Here is a 12,275-nt window from a genome sequence, read left to right on the forward strand (position 1 = left end):
CGCTCAGCCCGGCAGGCGGGTTGAGGCAGCCAGAAGCCGCGTGACGACCTGATCGGCCAGCATCAGGGCCAGCCGCTGGCGGGCATCGCCCTCGGCCGTCAGGGTCGAGATCGTCGTCCCGGTCGTCGAATACGACGTGAAGCTGCTGACCCGTCCCTGCGTGATCACCGCGCCCCCCGGCCCCGTCAGCGCGAAATCGGCGGTGCCGTTCAGCGAATAGCGGGTCGTGATCTCGTCCGGCGTGATCGCCTGCGAGGTGACGCCGACGCTGACCCGGTAATCCAGATCGTAGATCGCGCCGTCCTCGGGGCCCAGCCGTTCGGCCAGACGGCGGTTGAAGACGAAATCCAGCGGCGTGTCCGGGTCGCGCGGGCGCACCTTGCCGAACAGCCGGTTGTCGCCCCCGCCCGGGCCATAGACCGGCTGCAATCCGCAACCGGCCACGGCCAGAAGGCCAAGGATCAGCGCCCGGCGGTCAGGCGACCACATTGACGATCCGCCCCGGCACCACGATCAGCTTCTTGGGCGCCGCGCCTTCAAGGAAACGCTGCACGGTCTCGTCGGCCAGAACCAAGGCCTCGATCTGATCCTTGGGCATGTCCTTCGGCACGCTGATCTCGGCCCGGCGCTTGCCGTTGATCTGGATGGGCAGGATGACGCTGTCATCCTCCAGCAGCGCGGGGTCGGCCTTGGGCCAGGGCGCGTCCACGACCATCCCCTGCCCGCCCGAGATCGCCCAGACCTCTTCGGCCAGATGTGGCACCATCGGCGCCATCAGCTGCGCCATGATCCGCAGGACGGCGCGGCGCGCCTCGCCCCCGGCCTGCGACTTGCCCACCGCATTGGCCAGCTCATAGAGTTTCGCGACGGCCTTGTTGAAGGCGAAACCCTCGATGGCCTTGGTGACATCGGCAATCGCGCGATGCGCGGCGCGGGTCAGCGCGGGGTCGTCGCCGCCCGTCGCCGGGGCCTCCTCGGCCAGGCGGAAGACGCGGGCAAGGAACTTCGCGGCAGCCTCGGCCCCGGCGGCGGTCCATTCCACGTCACGTTCGGGCGGGCTGTCGGACAGCATGAACCAGCGCGCGGTATCGGCGCCGAAACTGCTTACGATGTTCACCGGATCGACGACGTTCTTCTTGGATTTCGACATCTTGGCCGAGGGGATGATCTCGACCGGGGTGCCGTCGGCCAGTTTGCCGTCGGTCACGTCATCGGGCAGGTGATAGACCGGGCGGCCGCGTTCGTCGGTGGTCTTGTAGATCTCATGCGTGACCATGCCCTGCGTGAACAGCGCGTCAAAGGGCTCTTTCGCGGCCTCGGGCAGGTGGCCCGTCCTGACCATAGCCCGCGCGAAGAACCGCGAATAAAGCAGGTGCAGGATCGCGTGTTCGATACCGCCGATATACTGGTCCACGTTCATCCAGTAATCGGCATCCGCCCGGTCGGTCGGCGTCGCCGCCCCCGGCGAGGTGAAGCGCGCGTAATACCAGGACGAATCGACGAAGGTGTCCATCGTGTCGGTTTCGCGCCGCGCCGCGCCGCCGCATTTCGGACAGGTCGCCTGACGCCAGGTCGGGTGGCGGTCCAGCGGGTTGCCCGGCACGTCGAAGCTGACGTCCTGGGGCAGCAGCACGGGCAGGTTCGCCTTCGCCTCGGGGACCGTGCCGCAGGTGTCGCAATGCACGACCGGGATCGGACAGCCCCAATAGCGCTGGCGCGAGATGCCCCAGTCGCGCAGGCGGAACTTGGTCACGCCCTCGCCATAGCCCGCGGCCTCGGCATGGGCGATGGCGGCATCGACGGCTGCCTCGCCGGTCTGGTCGGCCTCGCCCGCGAAGCCGCGCACATAGGTCACGGTCTCGGTCTTGGCGGGGACGAAAGGCGCCTTGGCGACCAGCGCATCCGCCGCGGCCTGATCCATGCCGCGCTCGCCAAAGGTGGCGCGGATCGGCAGCCCGTATTTCGTGGCGAATTCGTGGTCGCGTTCGTCATGCGCGGGGCTGCCGAAGATCGCGCCGGTGCCGTAATCCATCAGCACGAAATTCGCGATCCAGATCGGCAGGTGCCAATCCGCGTCCAGCGGATGCGCGACGGTCAGGCCGGTGTCGAAACCCAGCTTGGGCGCGGTCTCGATGGCTTCCTCGGTGGTGCCGATCTTGCGGCATTCCTCGCGGAAGGCCTCGATCTCGGGGCGCGAGGCCGCCAGCTCCTTGACCAGCGGATGATCCGGCGACAGCGCGACGAAGCTGGCGCCCATCAGCGTGTCGGGGCGGGTCGTGTAGACTTCGATCGCCTCATGGCCCGCAGGCGCATCGACCGTGCGGAACCGGAACTGCAAGCCGCGCGACCGGCCGATCCAGTTGGCCTGCATCAGGCGCACCTTTTCCGGCCAGCCGGTCAGACCGTCCAGCGCCTCCAGCAGTTCGTCGGAATAATCGCTGATCTTGAAGAACCACTGCGTCAGTTCTCGCCGCTCAACCGTGGCGCCGGAACGCCAGCCCTTGCCGTCGATCACCTGTTCATTGGCCAGCACGGTCATATCGACCGGGTCCCAGTTCACCTGCGCCGACTTGCGCGTGATCAGCCCGGCCTCCAGCATGTCGAGAAACAGCGCCTGCTGCTGCGCCACATAGGAATCGTCACAGGTGGCGAATTCGCGGCTCCAGTCGATCGAAAGACCGAGCGGCTTCAGCTGGTCGCGCATCGTGGCGATGTTCGCATAAGTCCAGTCACGCGGATGGCCGCCCTGTTCCATCGCGGCATTCTCGGCGGGCATGCCGAAGGCGTCCCAGCCCATCGGGTGCAGCACGCTGAACCCTTGGGCGCGCTTGAACCGCGCCACCACGTCGCCCATCGTGTAATTGCGCACATGGCCCATATGGATGCGCCCCGAGGGATAGGGGAACATCTCGAGCACATAGTATTTCGGGCGCTCATCGCGGGTGGCGGTGAAGCTGCCGGCATCGGCCCAGGCCTTCTGCCAGCGGGCTTCGCTTGTCGCGGGATCATAGGGCATCGGGAACCTCGGGCGTCATTCGTTGCCCGCAGGGTTTATACGCGCCGCCGCAGCGGGTCCAGATGCGCCCGTGGCCTTGGGCGGCCGCAGCCGCGACTAGAGCCGCCCGTCGCGCAGACGCAGCTGCCTTGCGCGGGTCAGGATCGCATCCTCGACCGCGCGAACAGTGCCGGGCTCAACCGCTGCGCCGCCCTGACCCTGCAGCGACAGGCGCAGGCTGCGCGCGTCCAGCGCCGGATCGCTGATCTGAATCGTGGCGCGATAGGCGCGCCCCCCGCCCGGAGGCGTGCCGAACCCGGTCTGGATCACGCCGGTGAACGGATCGACCGTCTGCACCGGCAGGAAGTTCAGCACCTCGAGGCTGGCATTCCACAGATACTTGTTCACGCCGATCGTCGCGTTCACATCCTCGGACAGGCCGAACACGTCCTGAATGCGCGTACCGCGAACGGCAGGGCGCATGTCGGGCTCGTTCAGCGCGGCCTCGGTGGTGGCGGCGTTGCGGGCGCCATTGCCGCCGCAGGCCGCAAGACCCGCCATCAGCATGGTGGCCATCGTCAGGCGCGCGATGCGTGCAGGTGTCATGCCATCCCCCGGCTGTTGCTTGTGGGCCAAGCATTAGACCGGATCAACGGTGCGAAACAAGCGCCTTGCCCTGCTGACGGGCGGGCCATGTCTGACGTGACCCAGGCGCAGGCAAGGGCGCGGGCGCAGGTGTGGCCCTTGTGCATCACAGAAACTGGCAAAGAAATCAGCGCAAACGTGATTCCGTTGCATCACATGTTCGAAAGGGTGAAACAAACAGCATACCCAGGGCGGGATCGCCGGCTTGGGCACCAGAGAGACAAGAGGGAACACACCATGAAAAAGGCTCTTATCGCCTCCACCGCGCTGGTTCTGTCGGCCGGTGTCGCCGCTGCCGACGTCACTTTCTCGGGCTTCGCTCGCACCGGTCTGGACTTCGTCGAGAACCGCGCTGGCGGCGCTCAGGAAACGCAGATCCAGTCGCGCGTCCGTATGAACGTTCTCGCCACCACCTCGACCGACCAGGGCGTGGACTTCGGCGCTCGCCTGCGCTTCCAGTGGGACCAGGGCGCTTCGGAGCTGGACCAGTTCGCTCCCGGCCAAATCTACGTGACCGCCAGCGGCCTGACCGTCTCGGTCGGTAACGTCGGCACCGCCTTCGACAGCGCCGGCCTGCTGTACGCGTCGGAAATCGGTATCTTCGACCGCTCGCTCGGCAACCCGGCTGGCTCGTTCTTCGCCTACTCGACCGGCGGCTACGGCGCCAACAACAACCGCGTCGGCATCGCCGCGACCTATGCGGTTGACGCTCTGACCGCTCGCATCTCGTATGTGAACACCGACCAGACCGTCAGCGACAGCAACGAAGAGATCGGCGTCTCGGTCGACTACTCGATGGACGCGATCGCCCTGTCGGCTGCTGCCGTTCTGGACGGCGCTGGCATCGACGGCAACGACCAGTACTTCCTGGGCGCCGCCTACACCCTGCCGGGCACCTCGAACAAACTGGGCCTGAACTGGATCGACAACGGTGACGTCGCCGACAGCACCACGATCACGCTGTACGGCGAGTTTGAAGTTGCTCCGCTGACCACCGTCAAAGGCTATGTCGCCAACAACGACGCTGCCGGCAACGCGACCGACGTCGCTTACGGCATCGGCGGCAAGTACGACCTGGGCGGCGCCTACCTGGCCACCGCGATCCACCGCAGCTACAGCAAAGACATCATTGCTGACTTCGGTGTGCGCTTCAACTTCTGATCCCACGATCAGCGGTTACGGAAAGAGCGGGCCTTGCGCCCGCTCTTTTCTTTTTGTCTTGTGCGGTCATGGGACTGGATGACATCAAACGCCGCATCGCCGCGGCCGAGGAAAAAGCCGGGCGCGCGCCCGGCAGCGTGACGCTGATCGCCGTCAGCAAGGTGCAGCCCGCCCCGCGGGTTCAGGCCGTGCTGGACCAGGGGCACCGCGTCTTTGGCGAGAATTACGTTCAGGAAACACAGGGCAAGTGGCCGGACTGGCGCGCCCGCTATCCTGACGTGTCGGTCCACATGATCGGCCCGGTGCAGTCGAACAAGGCGCGCGCGGCGGTGACGCTGTTCGACGCGATCCACACGCTGGACCGCATGACCTTGGCCCGCAAGCTGGCGCAGCATTGCGCCGAACAGGGCCGCCATCCGCAATTGTTCGTGCAGGTCAATACCGGGGACGAGCCGCAGAAAGCCGGGATCCTGGCCGACGAATTGCCGGGCTTCCTGAGCCAGTGCCGCGAACTTGGCCTGTCGCCCGAGGGGCTGATGTGCATTCCCCCCGAGGGGCTGGACCCGCTGCCCCATTTCCGCCTGCTGCAGCGACTGGCACAGGATAACGGCATGGCCCTTCTGTCGATGGGCATGAGCGCCGATTTCGAGACCGCCATCGCCGAGGGCGCGACCCATGTGCGCGTCGGCTCGGCGATCTTCGGGGCGCGCGATTACGGCTAGGGCCGGGCGACGATCAGCCTCGTCCCCGGCGCCGCGCGGGCCGCGATCCACAGCAGATGCGGGCGGGCAAAGGCGATGCAACCCTCGGTGCCAAAACGCGGGCGGCGCCATTGATGCAGGAAGATGGCCGAGCCCCGGCCCGGCACGCCCGCCTGATTCCAGTCGGTCGTCAGGATCAGGTCGTAAAGCGGATCGGCCCGGCGCAGGCGTTCATGGCTGGCCGAAAGCGGCGCGCGGACATGCCGGTTATAGGCCGGATGGCCCGGATCGTCGCACCACAGATCCCCCGGCCCGATGGGCCTCGCCCAAGGCGCGGGGCGCGCCAGACGGTCGGGCCGATACCACAACCCGGTGATGCGATGCGTTCCGGCGGGCGTGGCGCCGTCCCCCTCGCGCTTTGAGGCGCTGATGCCGGTCTTGCCGATGGCGCAGGGAAACAGCCGCCCGCGGAAACGCAGACCAACGGGCGTCAGCACCATGTCCTGCGCGATCACAGCAGATGCCCCGATTTCTGCGCCTTGACGGCCAGATAGCCCTGATTATGCGGGTTCTGCGGCACGATCAGCGGCACACGTTCGGCCACCTCGATGCCGTGACCCTGCATCATCGCCACCTTGCGCGGGTTGTTCGTCATCAACCGCACCGCCCCGAAGCCCAGCCGCCGCAGAAGCGCAGCGCCGATGCGGAAATCGCGTTCGTCATCCTCGAAGCCCAGCCGGTGGTTGGCCTCGACCGTGTCGAAGCCCTGATCCTGCAGGTCATAGGCGCGCATCTTGTTGGCCAGACCGATGCCCCGGCCTTCCTGATTGAGATAAAGCAGGATGCCCGCCCCGGCCTGCCCCATCGCCTCCAGCGCGGCGTGAAGCTGGGGGCCGCAATCGCATTTCAGGCTGCCTAGAACATCGCCGGTGAAACAGGCCGAATGCAGCCGCGCCAGAACCGGCGCATCGCGGGGCGGATCGCCGATCTCGACGGCGTAATGTTCCTCACCGCCATTATCGGGGCGAAACACATGCAGGCGCGACCGTTCCGAGGCGATGATCGGCACGCGCGCAGCCGCGACGGGGGCCAGCGCGGCCTCTTGCGTCAGTTGCGCCATCAGAGGCGCGGCGGGCAGGCGGGTCAGCCCCTCGACCGGGGCTGCGGGCACCATCACCGCGGCGGGCAGAAGCTGCGCCGATTTCGCCAGCGCCAGCGCGGCGCGGTGATCGGCGGCATCGCCATCGCGCGCGGTGAAAAGTGGCCCCTTCATCGGATGGCGCAGATCGTCGGCCGGATCGGCCAGCGCGCGCAGCCAGGCCAGATCGGCCTCGGGCGGCAGGATCACGCGCGCAAGCCCCGCATCATAGGCGCGCGCCTTCAGCGTCTGCGCCCGCCGCTCGGTCAGGGCCAGCACGGCGGGGCCGAGCGCGCGCAGATCGGCCAGACGCGCCGCCGACAGGGTTTCCGCCGCAGCGGCGACATGGCCGCCCACCATCACGGGCAGCCCCATCCGCAAGTCGGCGCGGGCGCGGGCCACGATTTCGGCGAGGGTCGGGATCAGGCTCATCCGGGCGCTTTCTGAAACAATCCGAAACAAAACCCGCTGCTGCGACAAAACCATGTGAGAAATCCGACATGGTGCTGGACGACACGCGGGCGTGATCCTTCATGTGTGCCGAGAAGCCAAAGGAGGCAACATGCCCGGACTGAAAAAAATCCTTCTGGTCGATGACGAAGAAGACCTGCGCGAGGCGCTGGCCGAGCAACTGGTCGCTACCGAAGATTTCGACGTGGCCGAAGCCGGCAGCGGCGCCGAGGCCGTCGAGGCCACCAAGAACGCCATTTTCGATCTGGTCGTGCTGGATGTCGGCCTGCCCGACACGGACGGGCGCGAGCTGTGCAAGAAGCTGCGCAAGCTGAACGTCAAATGCCCCATCGTGATGCTGACCGGCCATGACACCGACGCAGACACGATCCTGGGTCTGGACGCGGGCGCCAACGATTACGTCACCAAGCCGTTCAAGTTCCCGGTCCTGCTGGCCCGCCTGCGCGCCCAGCTGCGCACGCATGAGCAATCCGAGGACGCGATCTTCCAGCTTGGGCCATACACGTTCAAGCCCTCGATGAAGATGCTGATCGACCAGAAGGACCGCAAGATCCGCCTGACCGAGAAAGAGACCAACATCCTCAAGTTCCTCTATCGGGCGCAGGATGGTGTCGTGCCGCGCGACGTGCTGCTGCACGAGGTCTGGGGCTACAATGCGGGCGTGACCACGCATACGCTGGAAACCCACATCTACCGCCTGCGCCAGAAGATCGAACCCGATCCCTCGAATGCGCGTCTGCTGGTGACGGAATCGGGCGGCTACCGGCTGGTCGCCTGAGCCCTTGCGCAAATTCCCGCCGGGCGAAACCGGGCGGGAACCGGCGCGGGGGGAATGCGTTTTCTACCCGAAGCCCAGTGGTCGGTGGATGCGGCCACACTCCCTCCTCTCCCTCGCCCCGGCAGTCAGGCTGCCGGGGCTTTTTCTCATCCCCGGCGGTGAGGCGCGGTCCAGTCGGGCCGGGGGCCGATGGGAATGATCCGGTGCGGATTGATCATGTCGTGGCTGAAGTAATAGTGCCGCGTGATATGGTCGAAATGCACCGTGTCCGCGACGCCGGGCCATTGGTAAAGCGCGCGCGCCCAGCCCCACAGGTTCGGGTAATCGACGATCCGGCGGCGGTTGCATTTGAAATGCGTGTGATAGACCGCGTCGAAACGCAGCACGGTCGTGAACAGTCGCCAGTCGGCTTCGGTGATCCGGTCGCCGGTCAGATAGCGGTTTTCCGACAACAGCCCCTCGATCCAGTCGAGGCTGTCGAAAAGCGGCCCCACGGCCTTGTCATAGGCGGCCTGGGTGGTGGCGAAACCCGCCTTGTAGACGCCGTTGTTCACGCTGTCATAGATGCGGTCGTTGATCGGCTCGATCGCGGCGCGAAGATCCTCGGGCCAGTAATCGTCGTCATTGCCGGTGATCGCGTCAAAGGCGCTGTTGAACATGCGGATGATGTCGGCGCTTTCGTTGGACACGATCTGCCCGGTTTCCTTGTCCCAAAGAACCGGCACCGTGACCCGCCCCGAGGCATCGGGCCGCGCCTTGACATAAAGCTCGCGCAGATAGGGCAACCCGAATTGCCGGTCGCCGGTGGCGCCGTCGAAATCGGTGCGGAACTCCCACCCGTCAGAGCCCATGTCGGGATGCACGACCGAGACATCGATATGCGGCTCAAGCCCCTTGATCGCGCGGAAGATCAGCGTCCGATGCGCCCAGGGGCAGGCATGGCTGACATAGAGATGGTAGCGCCCGCTTTCGGCGCGAAAGCCCCCCTCGCCGGTCGGACCCGCGCTGCCATCCGCCGTCACCCAGTTGCGGAACTTCGATGTGTCGCGCCTGAACTCGCCGCCGGTGCTGTCGGTGTCATACCATTCGTCCTTCCAGACGCCGTTGACCAATTGGCCCATGACTTCCTCCTTGCTTTCTGTCGTCAGGGCAACGGGCCGTGGTGGGGCCTCGTTCCCCCGTCAGGCGATGGCGCGGTCGCGTGTCTCGGCCCTGACCAGCATCAGGGCCAGCGCGGCCAGCAGCAGCAATGCGGCAAAACTGCCAATGGCAAGGCCGAAGCCCTTGGCGAAGACCACGGCCAGCAGGCTGGGCGCAAGGATGCCCCCCAGCCGCGCCATGGCGCTGGCCGTGCCCATGCCGGTGCCCCGGAGATGGGTCGGGTAAAGCTCGGGCGTAAAGGCATAAAGCGCGCCCCAAGTGCCCAGCAGCGCGAAACTCATCACGATCAGCGCGGCGGCCACCAGAAGCGGCGCGGTCGCAAAGGCGAACATCCCGCACCCCGCCGCGCTGAGGATCAGGAACCCCGTCAGCGTGGCGCGGCGGCCCAGGGCCTCGACCCCCCAGGCGGCCAGCGCGTAGCCCGGCACCTGCGCCAGTGCCAGCACGACGAGGAAACCGTAGCCCCGGACAAAGCCGAAGCCTTCGGTCGCAAGCTGTCCCGGCACCCAGACAAAGACGCCGTAATAGGACAGCGAGACGAGAAACCACACCGCCAGAACGCCAAGCGTGGTCCGCCGCAGCGGCCCCGCCCAGATCGAGCGCGCGGCCCCGGCCTCGACCGGGGCGGCGACCAGATGGGTCTGGGGCGGCAGGGGCGCGGCGCCGTTCACGGCCAGCACCTTTTCGATGACCGCCCGCGCCTCGGCCTGACGGCCGGTGCGGACCAGATACATCGGGCTTTCGGGGATCCAGAAGCGCAGGAAGAACCCGATCAGCGCGGGCGCGGCGGCGACAAAGAAGATCCAGCGCCAGGGTGCCTCGGCCCCGAAGCTGAAGGCGGCCCAGGCGGTCAGCGCGATGACGATGGTGCCGATGGCCCAGAACCCCTCAAGCCAGACCAGCCAGCGGCCCCGGTTCCGGGGGGGCAGAAACTCGGCCATCATGGCGTAATCGACGGGCAGCGTGCCGCCCACCGCCACCCCGGTCAGGAAGCGCAGCACCAGAAGCCAAGTGAAATCCCCCGCCCAGACCGAGGCCAGACCAAAGACCGCGTCCATCGCAACCGTGCCCACCAGCACCCATTTGCGCCCGATCCGGTCGGCCAGCCGCCCGAACAGGAACGCGCCCGCGAACATGCCCAGAAAGAACACCGTCCCGATCTGCAAGGCGGTCACGCGGTCCAGCCCGAAGGTGACGGCCACCGACGGCGCGGCGAAGCCCACCGCGATGACCTGCATCGCATCGGCCGCCCAGACCAGCCCGAAGATCCCCAGCAGGCGCCACTGGAACCGGCCCGTGCCGCCCTGCGTCAGGGCATCGTCGATGGTCATGCGCCGCATGGCAGGCCCTTTCGCGTTTCCCCAATCCATAGCGCAGGCGTCCCATATCGCAACCCCGGCTTGGCACCCGGCGCCCCCGCCGCTAGGGTCCGCCGCAAAGGAGACCCCCATGTTCACCATCGCCACCTGGAACATCAACTCGGTCCGCCTGCGCGAGGGGCTGGTCGCGCGGTTTCTGGCCGAGGAAGGCCCCGACATCCTCTGCCTTCAGGAATGCAAGTCGCCGGTCGAGAAGATCCCCCTGACCCGCTTTGCCGAACTGGGCTATCACCACATCGTCGCGCGCGGGCAAAAGGGCTATAACGGAGTCGCCATCCTGTCGCGCCTGCCGATCACCGATGCGGGCGACCGCGATTACGCCAGCTTGGGCCATGCGCGCCATGTCTCGGCCCGGCTGGACAACGGTGTGGTGATCCACAACATGTATGTGCCTGCGGGCGGCGACATTCCCGACCGCGAGGTGAACCAGAAATTCGGGCAAAAGCTCGATTTCCTGACCGAGATGCGCGACGTCTTCCATGCCGACCGCCCGCAGAAATCCATCCTGGTCGGCGACCTGAACATCGCCCCGGGCGAGGATGACGTCTGGTCGCACAAGCAGCTTCTGAAGGTCGTCAGCCACACCCCGATCGAGGTCGAGCATCTGGCCCAGGCCCAGGATGCCGGGAACTGGGTCGATGTGACGCGCAAGGACATCCCCGAAGGCAAGCTCTACAGCTGGTGGTCCTATCGCGCACCCGACTGGAACGCCGCCGACAAGGGCCGCAGGCTGGACCACATCTGGGCCAGCCCCGACATCGCCAATGCCGCCCATGGCAGCCGCATCCTGCGCGATTGCCGGGGCTGGGAGGGTCCAAGCGACCATGTCCCGGTCCTTGCCCGCTTCGACCTGTGACCTGATGGGGCCTTTCGCTTGCGCGACCAAGGCCCCATATTGCCCGAAACACCGACCAGAACCTCCGGGGACGCCATGAGCATGCTTTTCGACGGGGCCGCAGCGCCCAAGGCCGATGATTTCATCAAGGACGTGACCGAGGCCGATTTCATGGCCGAAGTCGTCGAGGCCTCGATGCAGGTGCCGGTCATCGTCGATTTCTGGGCACCCTGGTGCGGCCCCTGCAAGACGCTCGGCCCCGCGCTCGAGGCCGAGGTGGCCCGCCACAAGGGCCGCGTGCGGATGGCCAAGGTGAATGTGGACGAGAACCAGATGATCGCGGGCCAGCTGCGCGTGCAGTCAATCCCGACCGTCTATGCCTTCTTCCAGGGCCGCCCGGTCGATGCCTTTCAGGGCGCAGTCCCGGCCAGCCAGATCAAGCAATTCGTCGAAAAGCTGGTGGCGATGGGCGGCGATGACGGCGGGCTGGCCGACGCGCTGGAAGCCGCCGAGCAGATGATCGAGGCCGGCGAGACCGCCGACGCCATCGAGACCTTCACCGCCATCATCGGCGAGATGCCCGACAGCCCCGAAGCCTGGGGCGGCCTGATCCGCGCCCATCTGGCGGCGGGCGACGCGGCCGCCGCCTCGGCCACGCTGTCGCAGGTGCCGCCCGCCATCGCGGGCACGGCCCCGGTCGAAGGCGCCCGCGCCCAACTGGACCTTGCCCGCCAGGCCGAAAACGCAGGCCCCCTGACCGAGCTTCAGGCCCGGGTCGAGGCCGACCCCGCCGACCAGCAGGCGCGGCTGGATTATGCGACCGCCTTGCACGCGGCAGGCCGTGTCGAGGACGCGGTCGAGATCCTGCTGGACAGCTTCCGCCGCGACCGCGACTGGAACGACGGCGCGGCCAAGGCCCAGCTCATCACCATCTTCGACAGCCTCAAGCCCGGCGATCCGATCGCGCAAAAGGGCCGCCGCCGGCTGTCCTCGCTGATCTTCGCCTGAGCC

12 protein-coding genes are annotated in these 12,275 nt (G+C 66.9%); 5 read left to right on the plus strand and 7 right to left on the minus strand.

The genetic code is table 11. The features are described from left to right. Positions 1–3: 3 nt before the first annotated feature. The 3 genes from lptE to ACTZWU_RS00085 all read right to left on the minus strand — a co-directional run bounded on the left by lptE (position 4) and on the right by ACTZWU_RS00085 (position 3,601). On the minus strand, positions 4–489 hold the full coding sequence (gene lptE, locus ACTZWU_RS00075; protein ID WP_444735311.1) for an LPS assembly lipoprotein LptE: 486 nt from the start codon (positions 487–489) through the stop codon (positions 4–6). Next, complete coding sequence (gene leuS, locus ACTZWU_RS00080) at positions 476–3,016, minus strand: leucine--tRNA ligase (protein ID WP_444735312.1); 2,541 nt, start codon at positions 3,014–3,016, stop codon at positions 476–478. Before leuS ends, lptE begins: the two co-directional genes overlap by 14 nt. 96 nt (positions 3,017–3,112) lie before the next feature. Continuing rightward, on the minus strand, positions 3,113–3,601 hold the full coding sequence (locus tag ACTZWU_RS00085; protein ID WP_444735313.1) for a DUF3576 domain-containing protein: 489 nt from the start codon (positions 3,599–3,601) through the stop codon (positions 3,113–3,115). 276 nt (positions 3,602–3,877) lie between these two features. Here ACTZWU_RS00085 and ACTZWU_RS00090 point away from each other — a divergent pair, with 276 nt between their 5' ends. Both ACTZWU_RS00090 and ACTZWU_RS00095 read left to right on the plus strand, forming a co-directional pair. Then, positions 3,878–4,801, plus strand: a complete 924-nt coding sequence (locus ACTZWU_RS00090; RefSeq protein ID WP_444735314.1) for a porin — start codon at positions 3,878–3,880, stop codon at positions 4,799–4,801. Between the two features lie 68 nt (positions 4,802–4,869). Continuing rightward, a complete protein-coding gene (locus ACTZWU_RS00095) occupies positions 4,870–5,523 on the plus strand; it encodes a YggS family pyridoxal phosphate-dependent enzyme (RefSeq protein ID WP_444735315.1) in 654 nt (217 codons plus the stop codon). Here the strand turns inward: ACTZWU_RS00095 and ACTZWU_RS00100 are convergent. Together ACTZWU_RS00100 and ribA are read right to left on the minus strand one after the other, a co-directional pair. After that, positions 5,520–6,002: a L,D-transpeptidase family protein gene (locus ACTZWU_RS00100; protein ID WP_444735870.1), complete on the minus strand. Its 483-nt coding sequence runs from the start codon at positions 6,000–6,002 to the stop codon at positions 5,520–5,522. The two genes, ACTZWU_RS00095 and ACTZWU_RS00100, sit on opposite strands and share 4 nt — an antisense overlap. An 11-nt stretch (positions 6,003–6,013) precedes the next feature. Next, positions 6,014–7,072, minus strand: coding sequence for a GTP cyclohydrolase II (gene ribA / locus ACTZWU_RS00105; protein WP_444735316.1), 1,059 nt, complete (start codon positions 7,070–7,072; stop codon positions 6,014–6,016). Between the two features lie 130 nt (positions 7,073–7,202). Between ribA and ACTZWU_RS00110 the strand changes: the two genes are divergently transcribed. After that, complete coding sequence (locus ACTZWU_RS00110) at positions 7,203–7,889, plus strand: response regulator transcription factor (RefSeq protein ID WP_444735317.1); 687 nt, start codon at positions 7,203–7,205, stop codon at positions 7,887–7,889. A 146-nt stretch (positions 7,890–8,035) separates the two neighbouring features. On the opposite strand, the gene ACTZWU_RS00115 is transcribed toward ACTZWU_RS00110, so the two are convergent. Then, positions 8,036–9,010 (minus strand): glutathione S-transferase family protein, encoded by a 975-nt coding sequence (locus ACTZWU_RS00115; RefSeq protein WP_444735318.1) that lies wholly within the window; start codon positions 9,008–9,010, stop codon positions 8,036–8,038. A 60-nt stretch (positions 9,011–9,070) separates the two neighbouring features. Continuing rightward, positions 9,071–10,390, minus strand: coding sequence for an MFS transporter (locus tag ACTZWU_RS00120; protein WP_444735319.1), 1,320 nt, complete (start codon positions 10,388–10,390; stop codon positions 9,071–9,073). Positions 10,391–10,499: 109 nt separating this feature from the next. Here ACTZWU_RS00120 and ACTZWU_RS00125 point away from each other — a divergent pair, with 109 nt between their 5' ends. Together ACTZWU_RS00125 and ACTZWU_RS00130 are read left to right on the plus strand one after the other, a co-directional pair. Continuing rightward, positions 10,500–11,285, plus strand: coding sequence for an exodeoxyribonuclease III (locus tag ACTZWU_RS00125; protein ID WP_444735320.1), 786 nt, complete (start codon positions 10,500–10,502; stop codon positions 11,283–11,285). A gap of 81 nt (positions 11,286–11,366) precedes the next feature. Next, on the plus strand, positions 11,367–12,272 hold the full coding sequence (locus ACTZWU_RS00130) for a tetratricopeptide repeat protein (protein ID WP_444735871.1): 906 nt from the start codon (positions 11,367–11,369) through the stop codon (positions 12,270–12,272). Positions 12,273–12,275 lie beyond the last annotated feature (3 nt).

Origin of the sequence: Paracoccus sp. NSM, assembly GCF_052379855.1 — a bacterium.
In the GTDB taxonomy this organism is placed as follows: Bacteria; Pseudomonadota; Alphaproteobacteria; order Rhodobacterales; family Rhodobacteraceae; genus Paracoccus.